The following is a 16,686-nucleotide window of genomic DNA, read 5'->3' as shown; positions in this document are numbered from 1 at the left end:
AATTTAGATTTAGAAAAGATGAAAAATAGAAATAAGTTTTTATCCGTAGCCTTTGCGTTCATAGTTGTTTTCCTGAGTGGCTGCGAGAAAGATGATGAAACGGCAAAAGTATCTTTTGTAACAACATACCCTATCGTTAATATCAACGGGGAGCAATGGAATGTGCTTATGGTTGGGGAAGCCTTTACAGACCCTGGTGCGGAAGCTTTGGAAGGAGAAACGCCTATCGAGGTAACTACAACAGGTGCTGTGGATGTGAATACACCGGGGGTGTATGTGCTAACATATACTGCTTTTAACCAGGAAGGCTTTTCCGCCTCTGCCACAAGGTATGTTGGCGTTATCACTCCTGAAGCCGCCGCCATTGACTTGAGCGGGCAGTATAAGCGCAATGCTGGCGCAGAGGGAGTATCCACAGTAACCCTTATAGAGCCGGGTTTATATCAAACAGATAACATTGGAGGTGTTGCTGCACCTGGGCCTGCAACCACTGTCAGGTTCTTTCATTATGATGTTGGCCAGTTGGGAGTGCCGCCGCAGGATGTACAGGGAAGCTTGTTTTCTGCTGTTGATGGAACTGTAATACCTGGGGTAAGCTATAGTTGGGCGGTAATAAACCCGGGCTACGGAGATGTACTCCGAACATTTGTTAAACTATAAACCTGAACTGCTATGAAACTTAAATATACTTTACTGCTTCTTTTGTTCTTGTCGTTAGGGTGTTTTACAGCCTGCGATGACGATGATGACGATGACATAGAATTTACGGCAGCCTATCCTATTGCCGGCGATTGGACGGTAACCTACAGTATAGAAACGGCTCCCGGCCAGTTTGAGCCATTACTGGATCACGCGGAACTCCTGATATACAATACAGCAGCCAACGTGCCTTCTGAAGTATGGGTGGATGACCATGGCAGTTTCTGGGATTTTAAAGCGAAAACCCCGACAAACATAAGCGACCTAAGCTTTGGAGGAGAGAATCTGCAAAATACTACACGTGCCTCGCAGGTTACGATAACCGATGGGCGGGTATTTCTTAACGGGGCGCAGGTGAACGGCATCCAGAGAGACAGCATCTACTTTAGAGTATCCTTCGACGATGATGAAGATGCCGAAGGTAACCCAAGCCCTTTCGGCACAATTTACCACGTGTACGGGCACCGAAGCACAGGATTCGAATAATTGAAAGTTGAAAGCAGCTAAAAGGCAGACTCAAAACGGGTCTGTCTTTTAGCTGCTTTCAACTTTACACGCATACTTAAACTCTCTGTAGGTTTTAACGCTATGAAGCTGCTACTGCTCCGCCTCCTCATACTTTGTATGGTGTTCCATGGGGTGCTGCATCAGTATACGAAAGCAGCACAAATCGCTCAGCCTAACCAAAAAAGTACCGTAAGCGGTACTGTGCGCGATGCCCAGACAGGAGAGGCCATCGCAGGCGCAGCCGTAGTTGCTGAAAAAGGCAACGCAGGAACCACGACAGATGAAAAGGGGTATTTTAGATTGGCTGTGCAAGCAGGAGAGAACACCCTTACCGTTTCATACTTGGGCTACGAAAAAATAAGCCTCCGCTTTAACGGCAGCAAGAACACAACGCTAAACGTGCAACTGGTGCGATCTTCGGTGCAGCTATCCGAAGTGGGAGTGGTGGCGCAGAGGCCAGCACATGATAACATTAACAGCGTTCAAAGCGGCATCACCAACCTTAGTATAGTTACAGTTAAATCTGTGCCTGCCTTTTTGGGAGAGGTAGACGTTGTGAAAAGTATAAAGTTGCTGCCCGGCGTAAGTTCGGTGGGAGAGGCGGCTACAGGCTTTAATGTGCGTGGCGGAAGTATAGATCAAAACCTGGTGCTACTGGATGGTGCGCCTCTTTTTAATAGTGCTCACCTCTTCGGCTTTTTTTCAGTTTTTAATCCTGATGCGGTAGCGGATGTTACGCTATACCGGGGCGGGGTGCCGGCACAATATGGCGGGCGCATTTCGTCGGTGTTGGATGTAAGGCAGCGGGAGGGAAGCTTAGAGGGTTTTGCCTTAAATGGAGGGGTTGGGATTATCTCTGCAAGGCTGGCTGTGGAGGGGCCGATAATTACAGGTAAAACATCTTTTCTGATAGCTGGCCGCAGTTCATACTCCGATTGGCTTTTGCGCAAAATGCCTGACGCAACTATCCGCAACAGCAGCGCCTCTTTCTATGACGTGTCGGCAAAAATAAGCCATAGCTTTCATCAGCGCAGCAAGCTTTCGCTATCGGGTTACCGCAGCTCCGACGCATTTGGCTTCTCCGGCGACACCCTCTACAACTGGTCTACTAACGCTGGCACCGCAAAGTATACCCATCGCTTTAGCCCAGGCTTCTCTATGGATATTACCGGTGTGTATACTGCTTATACTTTTAAAGTGAATGCTGAGGAACGGGTTAACGCTTCGGAGTACAGCAACGGGATAGAGCTTAAAAGTATAAAAGCGGATTTTATGCTGGTGGCGGGCAAGCATACGGCAAACTTTGGTGCGTCAGCCATGGATTATACTTTCCGGCAGGGCAGCCTTAAACCCACCGCCCCCGAATCGCAGGTGTTGCCTTTGCAATTGCAGCAGGAACACGCCCTGGAGAGCGCCCTGTACCTGAATGATGAGGTAAAAGTGTCGCCCAAATTATCGCTGATGTATGGCTTGCGTTACTCTTTTTATGCTAATTACGGAGCGGGACAAGTATACCAGTATCAGCCGGGAGTGCCTAAGCAGGAGCGTACCATTACCGATACGCTACATTTTAAGAGCGGCGAGATCATCGAAACGTACCACGGGGCCGAGCCAAGGGTAGCCGTTAATTATACTTTAAACGAGCGAAGCGCCATCAAACTAGGGTATAACCGCCACAGGCAATACATTCACCTCATCTCCAATACCACCACCATTTCACCCACCGATATCTGGAAGAGCAGCAACACGTATGTGAGGCCTCAGGTAGGGGATCAGCTTAGCCTGGGGTATTTCCGAAACTTCAGGCAGAATGTGATAGAGGCCTCTGTAGAGGGTTATTTTAAACAGATTAAAAATATGCCGGATTATAAGAATGGAGCTAATTTATACTTGAACAAGACCCTGGAAGCAGACCTGTTGGCAGGCGCAGGCAGAGCGTATGGGGTGGAGGCAAGTATAAATAAGGTTAGCGGCAAACTTACCGGTTGGCTAAACTATACTTATGCCCGCTCCGAGATCTCCATTAAAGGCGCTACTGCAGCAGAGACCATCAATAACGGAAATTACTACCCGACCAGCTACGACAAACCGCATACCCTGAACCTGGTAGGCAGCTATGAAGCAGGCAAACGGTGGGTGCTGGCAGGTAATTTTACTTACAGCACAGGCCGCCCTGTCACGGCGCCGCTCTCGCATTATGTTATTGGCGATTTTGTGGTTCCCCATTTCGGAGATCGTAACCAACAGCGTATTCCCGATTATCATCGCCTGGACTTGTCGGTGTCGCTGTTGCCGCAAAAGGCGAAAAGCAAGCGTTGGCAAGGAACCTGGAACCTCTCGCTTTACAATGTGTACGGGCGCAAAAATCCTTACGCTGTGTTTTTCAGGCAAATTCAGGGATCACCCCCAAGAGCTTACCAGCTGGCGGTAGTAGGGGTGCCGCTGCCATCTGTTTCCTACGACTTTAAATTCAGGTAAGGCCTTATGAGAAAAGCTATTATCTTAAGTATAGTGCTTTTGTTTACCAACAGCTGCATCGACCCGCTTGATCTGGAGATAGAGAACCAGGCAGAGCAGTTGGTAGTGGACGGCATGATCACTAATGAGCCAGGGCCCTACACCGTGCGCCTAAGCAGAAGCAAGCCCTACAACACCTACACTGACAGCTGGAACGCAGTAGAAGCGCGGGCTACAGTTGTAATAGTTGATGACCGGGGAAACCAGGAAACGCTTACAGAAACAGAGCCGGGAGTATACCAGACAAGCCAGGCAGGTATACAAGGCGAAGTAGGCCATACGTATACTTTAAGCATCCGCACAAGAAATGGGCAGGAGTATACTTCAGCCCCGGAAACGCTGCAGCCTGTGCCCCCGATGGATAGTTTATACTTTGAAGTGCGGGCGCAGCAGATCCTGAATGAGGTTGAGGTAGAAGAGACGATGTATGTTGTGGATGTGCTGGTGGATGTGCCGGACCCTTTACAGGAGAGGAACTATTACAAATGGCAGTGGCAAGGCACCTTTCAGGTAAACACCCAACCCTGGAATTACGCTGAAAAAGTGAGAGGGGTGTGGGTGCCAATGCCCAAAGATTGCTGCGAAGTATGCTGGGTTACCAGTCCTGGCAACCGTGTAAACGTGCAGAACGACCGACTGATTAACGGCAGAATACTTAGCAGGCATGTGGTTACGAGCATCCCCGTGACAGAGCAGGCCTTTGGTACTAAATACCACCTGGAGGTAAAGCAAATGTCCGTTTCAGAGGCTGCCTACGACTACTGGCGGCTACTCAAAGCACAGATTGAGATCGGAGAGAGTATACAGGATCCGCCGCCGGCCACTATAATCGGCAACATTACCAGCACAAACGATCCGGATGTAAAAGCGCTCGGCTTCTTTGGTGCAGCGGCGGTAACAAGCAAAGTGGTCGTTATCGGGCGCGAAGACCTGGGGGTGCGGGTTGGGGAGTATGTTTTTCCGGATGATTGCCGTGTGATAAGCAGAAGCACGACAGAGCGCCCTGCTTTTTGGTGAAAAGTATAAAACCATCACGGGGCACCACTAATTAAGCCCTGCGATGGTTTTATACTTCAGGCTTAGAGTGGTCAGCCTGTAACTACAACGCGCACTTCCATGGCACGCTGTACTGTGCCATCCGCTAGCGTTACCCTAAAAAACATGCGGATCACATCGTTTACCTGCAGCGGGCCTAAGGCTTCGTCTGTAATAGCTGCCGGTAAGTCGCCAGCCGGAATGGTAAATGTAACTGTCCTGCCTGGCCCTATGGGCTGGTTTACAGCAATATTAGGAGCCGTATTTCTGTTGATAACCGCATTAGGGGCACGTGCATTTAAACCAGCCTGCGTTGTGGTGGTAGGCAAGGTCGGGCTTATGTTAGGAGAGGTCGCCGCACCGTTTCTAAAGCGTTGGGCAGCCACAGATACCGCTGTTATTTCTTTACCCTCAGGCACCTGCACATCTACCGAGATGGCCCCTGTAGAGATAGCGTTCTGGAAGATAATGAAAGCCCCCTCGTCTAATTGAGCAAAACCATTGGCGCCAACAGACTGGGGAAACGTAACCGCCGCCTCGGGCACGGGGTCTACATTCAATAGTCCGTCAAATTCGTCGTCTTCGCAGCTTGATGCGGCAAAAGCCACAAACAGGATTGCGGCACACTTACTAAGTATATTGTTGATTTTCATGGTCGTTTTCTTTAAGGTTTATACTATTCTGGCATCCACCAAACGGGTACAAGCAAACCCGAAGGATAATCCTGAAGAGGCACATTTGCAGCATTAGACTGTATTTCTGACTGTGCATAAGGCCACCTTACCGGAATACGGGTTACGCCTGCCTGCGCGTTCTGGGCTATTTGCAGGTTGGGGAAGCCAGTACGTCGAAAATCATTGTAAGCTTCGTAAGCATTGCCAACACTTGATGCCCATTTATCACGGATAAGTATATTTAACTTTGCTTGCTGCGAAGATGCCGCATTGAACGCTGCTACCCGCCTGTCGATGTAAGCTGTTGCGTTGGTGGCAAAGTTTGCCGGTAAACTAGCCCCGCTAACAAATGAGGTGATATCGCTAAACTGCGCCTCAAGTGCCTGCCTGAAGTATGTTTCTGCGTCACCGGTTGTGCCAAGCGTTAAGGCAGCCTCTGCCAGCCAGAAGTTAACCATGGAAGTTGTGATCAACCGTATGGGAGCACCTCCGCCATTTGATATAGTGCCATCAGCGTTTTGGTTGCCATTTCCGACTACATACACACCCCAGCGAGACCTGTTGGGACTTGTAAAGTTTGTGGCAGTATGCACACCATTATCATAGGTTACAAAGTTACCACCTGTAGTAGTAAAAAATACAGGAAGCCGGGGGTCATTCAGCACACTAAGCGAATCGTAGAAACGCTGGCTCAGAATCATGTCATTAGCCCTGGTTAAGTGATTGTATTGATAAATAGGGTTAAATGATCCCGGAGAGCTAAAAAAGTTAATGTTAAAGTTCTGGCCGTTAGCGCTAATCAGGTTATTGTCAGATATTAGCTGGTTTATCCCTTCTGCGGAGGCAGGGTTTTTTAGGCGGCTCTGCAAGTATAGCTTCAGCTTGATGGAATTAGCGGCTCTTCTCCAGTTGTCGAGGTTGCCCTGGTAAATCTGATCACCTTGCGAGGCTGCAATCACAGTTGTGTTATCAAGGTCTGCAAGGCCTTCATCCAATAGCGTGATTAATCTTGTGTATATTTCCTCTTGTGAGTCATAGGCAGGTTTGTCAAACTCATCAAAGTTTAAACCCTGGCTAAACGGCACATCGCCCCAGATATCAGTCGTTAACGCCCATACGTACACTTGCAGTATCTGTGCCATGCCGGCATGGTGAAAGTTGCCTTCCTCACGGCCTTGCACTTTTATCTGCTGCAAGTCATCTAGCAAAGTAGCGTATAGCGCGTTCCATTCGTTGTTGAAATCACCTGGCGAAACGTTGTACCTGTCGTATGGGTCGGTTTGCGTACCTGTACCTGCCATTTGCTGCATCCACAGCGAACTGACTATTTGTGCAGTATTGCCAACCAGGAATCCTGTTCCTATTTCAGCGCCAGGCAAGAGGCTCTGTACAGCTGCTGTTGGCAGGTTGTTGGGGCTCTCATTTACATCAAGGTAGTCATCGCAGGCGCTGATGACAAAAAACGAAAGCGTAAGTATGGCTGTTTTTATAAAATTTAGCTTTTTCATGATTCGTAGTCGTAATGGTTAGAAGGTGAATCGCAGGTTCACGCCATAATTTCTCACGGCAGGAGGAGAGTTAAACTCGAAACCACGTGTATTACCTCCCAGCTGGTTCGACTCAGGGTCGGCGTGTGGCAGGTTTGGCGCATGGAAAAAGAGGTTACGGCCAGTCAGCGAAATAGAAGCAGCCCCGAAAGGCGTTCTTTCAAGTATAGATGCCGGTAAGGCATAAGCTAATGTTACCTCTCGTAACCGGAACACAGATGCGTCAAACACAGCAAACTCGTTAGCGTTGTTCAAAGCTGTCCAGTATTCCTGTGCTGATATCTGTATATTGTTCGGCACATCACTCGCAGTACCATCCGCATTGGCAAGCACTCCCTGGAACATGTAAGGCCGCTCACGTTCTGTCTGTTCTTCCAGTACTCCCCTTAAGCGCGAAATTTGTGTTTGCCTGGAATAAAAGTCGCCTCCGTGCACATACTGCAGCAGCACATCCAGAGAAAATCCTTTAAAGCTAAAGGTGTTGGAAAGGCTGCCCCACCAATCAGCGTTAGGGTTGGCGATTATCTGTGGGTTTTGGTCCACAACCGGTACGCCGGTATTGGGGTTGATAATAAACTGGCCCTGGTCGTTTCTTCTGAATGCGGACGATTGGATAATGCCGAATGGCTGGCCCGGAATCAGAAGCGGACTTAACCCAGTAAATGCTCCACCACCCGCGCCTGTTAGCAACGTGAATTCATCGAGGCCGGGAGCCAGCGACTTAACTTCTGAGTTTATATCTGTAAAGTTAGCGTTGATATCCCATCGGAAGCCATCCGTGATGTTAACCGGCGTTACTGTGGCCGATATTTCCCAACCTTTGTTATCAATGCGGCCAGCGTTTTGAGTAAATGTTGTAAAGCCAGTTGAGCCAGGTACAGCCACGTTAAAAATCTGGTCGGTAGTTTTGTTGAAGAAGTAGTTTACATCCAGCGAAGCAAGGCCATCGAGTAAAGTGAATTCTGCACCTGCCTCGTATGAGGTTGTAAATTCAGGACTAAGCAATTCGTTTCCTCTTCTGTTTCCCCTTGTTAAGGCTGCCACCGTGCCATTGAACGGGAAAGAAACGCCAGCCACGTTGTTGCCAAAACCCTGGTTTACAAAAACTGTGTTTGTCAGGTAGATGCCGGCATCATTACCAACTCTTGCATAGCTGGCTCTTAACTTACCGTAGCTAAGTATGTTGTTTGCTATACCTAAGGCATCTGTAAATACAAACCCTAAGCTAACCGCAGGATAGAAATAACTGTTACGGTCAAGGGAAAGGGTAGATGACCAGTCGTTACGTGCCTGGAACTCTGCGAAAAGCCAGTTCTTGTACGACAAACCCAATTGGCCATACACGCCTATCAGTCTACGTTGGGTTTCGGTGTTTAAAGTAAAGATATTAGTGTTGGTGTGGTTTATCAGGTTGTAGAATTCTGGCGTGATCAGGTCTTCTGCTCTTATATTTCGGTTGTCGGTATTAATTGTGTTAATCTGGTTGCCGAGCATAAAGCGGAGCCCTATATCTTCTGTTATGTCCTTTTGGTACACACCAAAAATATCCTGGTTAAACTGGCTGTAGAAAATATCGTCGTAAATCTGGGAGCCGCGCCTGTTTGTGGCAGTATTACCGTTGGAGTTGATAGACCCGAATGCCACCGCTTCACGTCGTTTATCTGAGTATTGATCAAGGCCGATGCGGTATGTTAAAGTCACATCCTCGAAAAAGCCAGGGGTCCAGTTTAAAGTGGCGCTTGTAATAGTTCTGTTTACTTCGCTTTCGTAAAAGTTCTCGTTTACGCTCCAAAGGGGGTTATCCCGGTTGAGTGCACTAAATAGTGTTGGGGCCTGCACACCTGGGGCCAATTTGTATGGTATTCTTTCTATGTCTAAGCTTCTGGGAATAAACGGCAAGGTAAACCATGGGCTTGAACCAGAGTTACCCTGCAGCGAGCCTCCCTGATCTGTGTTGGTGTAGATAATGGATGCATCAAGTGAAAGCCCATAAGAAAGCTCTGCAGTACCTGCAGCACGAAGTGAAATACGGTCTAGTTCGCTATTAGGAATTATCCCTTTTTGATTTGTGCTGTTTGCGCTAAAAATATAACGTGTTTTTTCTCCGGCTCCAGAAAGCTGAATACCGTTGTCAAGAATCCTTCCGCGATCAAAAAAATCTTTAACGTTATCGGGGTAGGCTCTGTACTCCAATTCGGCTAGGGGGTTGCCAACAGCATTGGGTACCGTTGTTATACCTGGTGTGCCAAAGCGCGGCCCCCAACTATCTGTTACATTTGGGCTGTACCTGAAATTGCTGCCGGCACCATAGTCATTCTGGTATTCTGGCAGGCCGTATACTTCCTGCATGTTGTAAGACGAAGTAACAGTTACCTCAAAGCCCTTGTTTGCATCGCCAGCCCTGCCTCGTTTGGTTGTGATAAGTATAGCGCCGTTTGCAGCTCTTGAGCCATAAAGTGCAGCAGCAGCAGGCCCTTTCAAAACAGTCATCGACTCAATATCATTTGGGTTGATGTCAAGGCCTCGGTTAGAATAAGCGGCACCACCCACCGTAGGGGCCGAAGTATAGTTGGTAGAGTTGTCAATGGGAATGCCATCCACTACAAAAAGCGGTTGGTTATTGCCTGTAGCAGATGAAATGCCCCTGATAAACACCTGCGTGCCTGCACCGGGCAAGCCGCTGGAAGAGATGATTTCGACACCTGCCACCTTTCCCTGCAAAGCGTTAACTACGTTCGGTTCCGATTTTTGGGAAATTTGCTCTCCGCCAACATCCTGAACAGCATAAGATATTTCTCTTTTCTGACGTTCAATACCAACCGCTGTTACGACTACTTCTTCCAGCTGTTTGGCATCCACACGCATTACCACATCAATGGTGGCGCTGTTGCCGATGCTGCGTTCTATAGTGGTATACCCAATAAAGCGGTATACCAGGGTATTGCCATCTGCCGGCACGTTGATGGAGTACTCTCCGTTAGCACCTGTTGTTGTGCCAACCGTTGTTCCTTTTACCAGCACCGCTACACCCGGTAGCCCCTGCGCTGTTTCCTGATCAGTAACTCTGCCTGTTACTGTTCGGCTTTGTGCCATTGCCTGCTGCAGCAAAGCAAATACAAGCACAAAACTCAATAGTAGTAGTGTTTTCATTTGTTAGTTGGGTTTAAGTAAATTAATAAGCATGGTAATCAAGCGTTATGGATACAGGTTATCCCGGAGGGGTGGCAGGATAACACCGCATATTATGCGGTATACTGGCAAAGGCTCTGCCTGCGTAAGGTGTAGGAGTAGTGGCTAATAGTAATATATATTCGTTATATATTACAATGTAGTGTCATTTTATACGTGCATTTTTAATTGCTGTTAGCTATTAGAAGACAATAATCTATGCTATACTTGCAGTTATTATAATTATTCTAATAATATAGTTTTGTGAATTATTACTGAAACTCAAGCCTCTTTTAAAACAGCCGAGGCTAGATGTTATCTGTAAAACGCGATTTTAATCTACTTTAAATGGTGTAACATTGATTTTGTAGAGAAAAATTGCTCGTTAGTCGAAAAAAATATTTAAACAAAGTTTGCAAATTACCTGAATCCTATATATCATTGGATGAAGATTTGGAGATCTATCGCCTGAAGAACTTTTCGTGTAATTGAATTTTAAGGCTCCAACAACAGCTTGTTTTTTTTCCTGAAGTCCTGTCTGTTGTATAGCAGGATGTATACATACTCTTACTAAAACTTATTTAAATCAAAAAAACGGCATGCTTTAACAGCAGCCTGTGCTTTTGTATATCTACATTTTTTGTGCCTCTGGTAAGGCACCAGGAATGTTATTGCCACTAAATAAGCTTTTACTAACCTTTTACCTATTATTCACCTTAATTCAAACACTTAAATGAGAAAACTATTACTCATGAGTTTTGCTTTGGTGCTCACGCTGCTGAACCAGGCAGTTGCTCAAAGCAAAACCGTGTCTGGTACTGTAACGGACCAGACCAACTCGCAAGGATTGCCAGGGGTAGCTGTCGTTGTTAAAGGTACTTCTGTGGGTACAACTACATCTGCAGACGGTACCTATACTATTAACCTACCGGCAGGCGGCAATACACTTGTGTTCCGTTATATTGGATACCTGCCAGTAGAAAGAGCGGTGGGTAACTCTGCTACAATAAACGTTGCAATGGCCCTGGATAATAAGCAATTGCAAGAAGTTGTTGTAACTGGCTATGCTACGCAAAGCAGAGAAGAATTTACTGGTGCAGCGGCTTCTGTAACTGGCGAGGCTATCAAGGACCGTCCGGTACAAAGCTTTGTGCAGGCACTAACAGGTCAGGCTTCTGGTGTGAACATTGTACAGCCAAATGGTGTACTTAACAACCCTCCAGTTATCCGTATCCGTGGTATAAACTCTATCTCGCTTAGCTCATTCCCTCTTATCGTAGTAGACGGTATTCCAATCGCCACAGGTGATGCGTCAGCAAACTCAGCTGCGAACAACCCGCTTGGTGACATCAATCCATCTGATATCGAGTCTATTGATATTTTAAAGGATGCGGCCTCAACTTCTATTTATGGATCAAGAGCCGCGGCTGGTGTATTGATCATCACAACAAAGAAAGGTAAGCAAGGTAAAGCGAAAGTATCTTACGATGGATGGGTTGGTACTGGTGTAGCAGCGCGTTTACCAGAAATGCTTAATGCAGAGCAGTATATAAACTACAAAAATAAAGCTATAAGTAATGCTCTTTCTGTTAACCCGGCACTAGTTCCTACGGCGCAGCGTGATGCAAACGGAGTTAGCTTTTTTGCTGGTGATGGTAATGTAGATACTAATTGGTATGACGAGATTTATCGTCGTTCTATTTCTCAAAATCACGCGCTGTCAGTTTCTGGTGGCAATGAGAACACGTCATATTACTTCTCAGTAGGTGTAACTGATCAGGATGGTTTTATCAAAACAAACTCGTTCAATCGTAAAAACACCAGGCTGAACATAAACCACAAAGTAACAGACTGGTTTAATTTCAGAGGTAATGTAACGTATTCAAACTCAATGAACGAGGCGCCACAGACAGGCTCTCTTCCAGGTGCGTCTTTCGCGTCTTCTGGTCTGGCTCGTCTTGCACTTGTGTTGCCTCCAAACATTGCACCAAGAAACCCTGACGGTAGCTACAACATTACTGGTTCAAACACAATTGGACAGGGAAATAACCTTGCTGCAATTACGTATCAGAACCCGCTTCCAATTATGGATCTGAATACAAACACCTCTGAAAACAGCAGGTTGATCTCTAACATTGGTGCTGACTTTACAATTCTGAAGGGTTTAACTGCTAGAACTACTTACTCTTATGACAGAGGTAACACAGAGAACATCCAGTTCTGGAGCCCTGTTCATGGTGACGGCTTTAGCTGGGGCGGTTACGCTTATAACAATACTGCCAGAAGAGAAAACTGGAACTGGGTTAACACATTACAGTATCAGACAACATTAGCAGATAAGCACAACATTAGCATACTGGCTGGTACTGATGTTCAGAAAATTACTGTAACAAACTGGGGTGCTGTGCGTCAGGCGCTTACTGACGTAGGATTTGATGTGTTCCAGGCGGGTTATACTACTAACGTTGCAGGCGGTAACGGAATTAGCTTAAGAGCATACGAGTCATACCTGTCAAGCATTAGCTATAACTACGGCGGCAAGTACTTCCTGAGCGCTAACTACAGAAGAGACGGTAACTCTGCATTAGCTCCTGAGCAGCGTTGGGGTGACTTTGGCGGCGCTTCAGTAGGTTGGGCCCTTTCTGAAGAAGATTTCTTTAAGAACAGCTCTCTTGCTAACACTGTATCAAACCTTCGATTTAAAGGTAGCTGGGGCCGTGTAGGTAACGGAAACTTACCAAGCGACTTCGGTTCATATTCTCTGTTCGGAACAGGTTTATATGGAGAGATCTCAACACTTGTATATTCACAGGCTGGTAACAAATTCCTTTCTTGGGAAACAAGTGATCAGACAAACGTAGGTGTTGACTTAGGCTTGCTGAACAACAGAGTTACTTTAGAAGTTAATTATTACCACAACGACGTAAGCGACCTTATTTTGGAAGCGCCACAGGCACCTTCTAAAGGTATACCTGGCAACAGTATCCTGCAGAACGTTGGCTCTATGTACAACAAAGGCTTTGAATTCTCTCTTGGTGCAACACCAATCGATAAAGGCAAATTTACCTGGAGAACAAACCTTAACCTGACACTTAATAAGAACGAAGTTACAGCACTTGCCGGCGGCAACGCTCCAATCCCTGGTGTAACTCAGCTTGAAACAGCTAACTTAACAAGGGTAGGTAATTCAGTTGGTAGCCTTTGGGTTGTAAAAACAAATGGTGTCAATCCGCAGAATGGCAGAAGAATCTTCATAAACAAAAATGGTGAAGAAGTTCAGTACCTGCACGGTGGTGGCGCTAACGCCTGGACGTACCTTGATGGCAGAACTGCTTCTGCAGTTTCCGGTGCTGACGCCTCAGCTATGTACAACACTTTACCAACCTGGTATGGTGGCTTTACAAACAATATCACTTACGGCAACTTTGACCTGAGCCTATTGTTTACTTACTCTGGCGGCAACTACATCTACAATGGTACACAAGCAGGCCTGAGAGATCAGCGTTTCTGGAACAACCATACTGATGTATTAGGTCACTGGCAAAATGAAGGAGACAGAACTGATATCCCACGTCCTATCTTTGGTGATAACGTGTCAAACGGTTCAGCTTTTGCAATCGACACAAACGTTGAGAAAGGCGACTTCCTGCGTCTTCAGAATACAGTACTGGGTTACAGATTGCCAGCGCAGTTATTTGGCAAAACTGGCATCTCATCTCTTAGAGTGTACGGCCAGGTTGACAATGCATTCCTTGTTACAAAGTATAGCGGCGTTGACCCTGAGATCTCTACAAACGGTAATTCTAACCTGGCTCCAGGTGTAGAGCGAAATACTGTGCCTCAAGGAAGAATGTTTACACTGGGTGTTAACTTAGGCTTTTAATCTTTAATCTTCTTACCAATGAATATTCTTAATAATAAAACGAATAGAAAATACTTGCTGAGGTTAGCCTTATTGAGTATTCCTTTAGCTCCGATGGTAACGTCTTGTGCAGATGATTTCTTGGAAGCAACGCCACGTACTTCAGTTTCAGTTGAGAGTGCTTTTGATACGCCGGAGCGTGTTGAGGCGCAGGCTAACGGACTTTATGCAACCATCAAGTCAGGTGCTTTTCTTGGAGGGCGATACCAGGTATACAACGATATACGTGCTGAAGAATTCATCAACCGTAACAACAACGGTGTAACAGGAGCCTGGGCTTATGCGCACACAATCGGCGGCGACGACACATACCTGGGAAACTTCTGGATTACTGGATACCTTGCCATTAACAGATCAAACCTGTTTTTAGAGGGATTAGATGCTAACGCTTCAAAAATCAACCCTGCTAAACTACAGCAGTATAAAGGCGAAGCAAAGTTTGTAAGAGCCCTTACCTATTTTTCTTTGGTTCAGATCTATGCTAAACCTTATGTACTAGATAACGGTGCCTCTCCGGGCTTGCCGCTACGTCTGCAAGGTGAAACAGGTCCTGAAAATAATGGATTGGCAAGAAGTACTGTGGCTCAAATTTATGCTCAGATTTTAAAAGACCTGAACGAAGCTGAAGCAGAACTGCCAGACAACTATAGTTCAGCTAACCTTAACACAACACGTGCGCATAAGAATACTGCTATTGCACTTAAAACACGTGTTTACTTAGCTATGGGTAACTATGGAAAGGTGATTGAAGAAGGTAACAAGATAGTTTCTGCAGCGGCGCCTTTCACTTCGCCTAACCGTGTAGTGCATGCATTACAGCCAAGTATCAAAACTGTATTCACAAACTACACTACTACGGAGTCGATTTTCTCTGCGCCGATGACTACGAATAGTGCACCTGGCACGCAAAACCAGCTGGGCTATTATTACAACGGTACACCAAATGGTAACAGAGAGTACTATCTGAATGTGAATCCGACAGGTATTACTGGTATCTACACCAATCCACAGTTCAGAGATACTGATGTTCGTAAAACAGATCTGACTGCAACTATTTCAGGACAGCGGTATGTAACCAAATTTAGCGGTTTGTCTCCGTTTATTGACTGGGTGCCGATTATCAGATACTCTGAGGTATTGTTAAACCTGGCTGAAGCAGAAGCTGAAGTAGGTAGCGAGACACGTGCCATCGCACTTCTGGAGGCTGTGCATAAACGCTCTGACGCTACTTGGTCTTATACAGGCACAAGCAAACCAGATTTGATAAACTCGATCTTAACAGAAAGAAGAATTGAATTGCTGTCAGAAGGTTTTAGAACGAATGATATCATGAGAAGGGGCCAATCTATCCCATCTATCGGAGCTGGTGCACAAATACCTGCAAACGATAGCAGATACATATTCCCTATCCCAACAACTGAGTATCAGACTAACCCTCTGTTATAATACAAGAACTTTTTCTACATACATGTTTAAAACCCCGTTAGTCGCTTGACTGGCGGGGTTTTCTTTTTTTACTTGCGCCTATACGTTATACTTATGCTTTTACCAAACTACAGCGGCTATACCTTAGAGGCAGGCATTGATGAGGCTGGGCGTGGTTGCCTGGCAGGGCCGGTAGTGGCAGCTGCCGTTATACTTCCCACAGATTACAGCCATCCACTTTTAAACGACTCTAAACAACTAAGCAAAAAACAGCGGGAGCAGTTGCGTGAGGTTATACTTCGGGATGCTGTAGCATGGGCAATAGGCGAGGCCAGCCCGGTAGAAATTGATCGCATCAATATCTTAAATGCCACTTACCTGGCTATGCACCGGGCCATAGCCGGTTTAAATTTACAACCAGAGTACTTATTGATTGACGGAAACAGGTTTAAGACTGAATTGGCTATACCTTACGCCTGCATTGTAAAAGGAGATGGCAAATACTTGTCTATAGCGGCGGCATCGGTACTGGCCAAAACGCATAGAGATGACTACATGTGCAGCCTGGCGGGAGACTGCGAAAAGTATGGCTGGGGCCAAAATGCAGGCTACCCTACAAAGAGACACCGGGAAGCTATCGCCACACATGGAACAAGCCCGCACCACAGGCTCTCCTTTGCATTACTTCCAAAACAGGTTTAAATAGACAAGAATTTTATACTTGCTACTGCCGGTTACTTAAGTTTTATCAGGTCCAGGAAAAGGCTGAAACTATCAAGTGACGAGTGGCTGTTTTCGAAGCTATCAAATGTAAGGGGCTTCACAATATACCCGGACACGTTCAGGCGCTGGGCGGCCATTCTATCTGTTTCCTCGTTGGATGTTGTCATGATAAATACCGGGATGTGGTTGAATTCCGGCTCGCGTCTAAGTTCCGTCAGAAATTCGAGGCCATTCATCTTGGGCATGTTTATATCCAGCAAAATAACACTTGGAGCCGGGGATATTTTAGTAGTGCCCTCACCGCGTAGCATATTAAGAGCCTCACGGCCGTTGCGCGCTACATGGATAGGGTGATTCAGGCTGATCTTTTTTAACTCGCGCTCTACATTCATAATATCCAGGTAGTCATCTTCAACTAACAGGATATTTACTTCTTTGTCACTCATTTATATTTGTACTTCAGGTGCGT

11 protein-coding genes are annotated in these 16,686 nt (G+C 46.4%); 7 read left to right on the top strand and 4 right to left on the bottom strand.

Annotated features, from left to right (window positions below):
• The first annotated feature begins 18 nt into the window (after positions 1-18).
• From Q1A23_RS15985 to Q1A23_RS15970, 4 genes are all read left to right on the top strand, one after another.
• Positions 19-660 (top strand): immunoglobulin-like domain-containing protein, encoded by a 642-nt coding sequence (locus Q1A23_RS15985; RefSeq protein WP_299825074.1) that lies wholly within the window; start codon positions 19-21, stop codon positions 658-660.
• Positions 661-672: 12 nt separating this feature from the next.
• Complete coding sequence (locus Q1A23_RS15980) at positions 673-1,185, top strand: lipid-binding protein (RefSeq protein ID WP_299825072.1); 513 nt, start codon at positions 673-675, stop codon at positions 1,183-1,185.
• Between the two features lie 102 nt (positions 1,186-1,287).
• On the top strand, positions 1,288-3,684 hold the full coding sequence (locus Q1A23_RS15975; protein ID WP_299825070.1) for a TonB-dependent receptor: 2,397 nt from the start codon (positions 1,288-1,290) through the stop codon (positions 3,682-3,684).
• Between the two features lie 6 nt (positions 3,685-3,690).
• On the top strand, positions 3,691-4,740 hold the full coding sequence (locus Q1A23_RS15970) for a DUF4249 domain-containing protein (protein ID WP_299825068.1): 1,050 nt from the start codon (positions 3,691-3,693) through the stop codon (positions 4,738-4,740).
• Between the two features lie 71 nt (positions 4,741-4,811).
• Here the strand turns inward: Q1A23_RS15970 and Q1A23_RS15965 are convergent, their stop codons facing one another.
• Genes Q1A23_RS15965 through Q1A23_RS15955 form a run of 3 tightly spaced genes read right to left on the bottom strand, consistent with a single transcriptional unit; the run spans position 4,812 to position 10,129 of the window.
• Positions 4,812-5,411, bottom strand: coding sequence for a hypothetical protein (locus tag Q1A23_RS15965; RefSeq protein ID WP_299825066.1), 600 nt, complete (start codon positions 5,409-5,411; stop codon positions 4,812-4,814).
• A 23-nt stretch (positions 5,412-5,434) separates the two neighbouring features.
• On the bottom strand, positions 5,435-6,940 hold the full coding sequence (locus Q1A23_RS15960) for a SusD/RagB family nutrient-binding outer membrane lipoprotein (protein ID WP_299825064.1): 1,506 nt from the start codon (positions 6,938-6,940) through the stop codon (positions 5,435-5,437).
• 18 nt (positions 6,941-6,958) lie between these two features.
• Positions 6,959-10,129, bottom strand: a complete 3,171-nt coding sequence (locus Q1A23_RS15955; protein WP_299825063.1) for a SusC/RagA family TonB-linked outer membrane protein — start codon at positions 10,127-10,129, stop codon at positions 6,959-6,961.
• Between the two features lie 751 nt (positions 10,130-10,880).
• Between Q1A23_RS15955 and Q1A23_RS15950 the strand changes: the two genes are divergently transcribed.
• The 3 genes from Q1A23_RS15950 to Q1A23_RS15940 all read left to right on the top strand — a co-directional run bounded on the left by Q1A23_RS15950 (position 10,881) and on the right by Q1A23_RS15940 (position 16,196).
• Positions 10,881-14,030, top strand: a complete 3,150-nt coding sequence (locus Q1A23_RS15950) for a TonB-dependent receptor (RefSeq protein WP_299825062.1) — start codon at positions 10,881-10,883, stop codon at positions 14,028-14,030.
• A 72-nt stretch (positions 14,031-14,102) separates the two neighbouring features.
• The gene (locus tag Q1A23_RS15945; protein ID WP_299825060.1) at positions 14,103-15,515 is read left to right on the top strand and encodes a RagB/SusD family nutrient uptake outer membrane protein; all 1,413 of its coding nucleotides are present in this window, start codon (positions 14,103-14,105) and stop codon (positions 15,513-15,515) included.
• Positions 15,516-15,608: 93 nt separating this feature from the next.
• Positions 15,609-16,196 carry a ribonuclease HII gene (locus tag Q1A23_RS15940; RefSeq protein ID WP_299825058.1) on the top strand — a complete coding sequence of 196 codons (588 nt, stop codon included), beginning with the start codon at positions 15,609-15,611 and terminating at the stop codon, positions 16,194-16,196.
• A 32-nt stretch (positions 16,197-16,228) separates the two neighbouring features.
• Here the strand turns inward: Q1A23_RS15940 and Q1A23_RS15935 are convergent, their stop codons facing one another.
• Entirely contained in the window at positions 16,229-16,663 is a 435-nt protein-coding gene (locus tag Q1A23_RS15935) for a response regulator (protein ID WP_299825056.1), read from the bottom strand.
• Positions 16,664-16,686 lie beyond the last annotated feature (23 nt).

Source organism: uncultured Pontibacter sp. (assembly GCF_947492645.1).
GTDB lineage: Bacteria > Bacteroidota > Bacteroidia > Cytophagales > Hymenobacteraceae > Pontibacter.
The sequence above is the reverse complement of the archived record's forward strand: the minus strand, read 5'-3'. Positions and strand labels throughout refer to the sequence as shown.

Excerpts from the sequence above, each read along its gene's own strand:
- Q1A23_RS15985 (WP_299825074.1), top strand. The coding sequence starts at position 19 with ATGAAAAATAGAAATAAGTTTTTATCCGTAGCCTTTGCGTTCATAGTT.
- Q1A23_RS15980 (WP_299825072.1), top strand. The coding sequence starts at position 673 with ATGAAACTTAAATATACTTTACTGCTTCTTTTGTTCTTGTCGTTAGGG.
- Q1A23_RS15975 (WP_299825070.1), top strand. The coding sequence starts at position 1,288 with ATGAAGCTGCTACTGCTCCGCCTCCTCATACTTTGTATGGTGTTCCAT.
- Q1A23_RS15970 (WP_299825068.1), top strand. The coding sequence starts at position 3,691 with ATGAGAAAAGCTATTATCTTAAGTATAGTGCTTTTGTTTACCAACAGC.
- Q1A23_RS15965 (WP_299825066.1), bottom strand. The coding sequence starts at position 5,411 with ATGAAAATCAACAATATACTTAGTAAGTGTGCCGCAATCCTGTTTGTG.
- Q1A23_RS15960 (WP_299825064.1), bottom strand. The coding sequence starts at position 6,940 with ATGAAAAAGCTAAATTTTATAAAAACAGCCATACTTACGCTTTCGTTT.
- Q1A23_RS15955 (WP_299825063.1), bottom strand. The coding sequence starts at position 10,129 with ATGAAAACACTACTACTATTGAGTTTTGTGCTTGTATTTGCTTTGCTG.
- Q1A23_RS15950 (WP_299825062.1), top strand. The coding sequence starts at position 10,881 with ATGAGAAAACTATTACTCATGAGTTTTGCTTTGGTGCTCACGCTGCTG.
- Q1A23_RS15940 (WP_299825058.1), top strand. The coding sequence starts at position 15,609 with ATGCTTTTACCAAACTACAGCGGCTATACCTTAGAGGCAGGCATTGAT.
- Q1A23_RS15935 (WP_299825056.1), bottom strand. The coding sequence starts at position 16,663 with ATGAGTGACAAAGAAGTAAATATCCTGTTAGTTGAAGATGACTACCTG.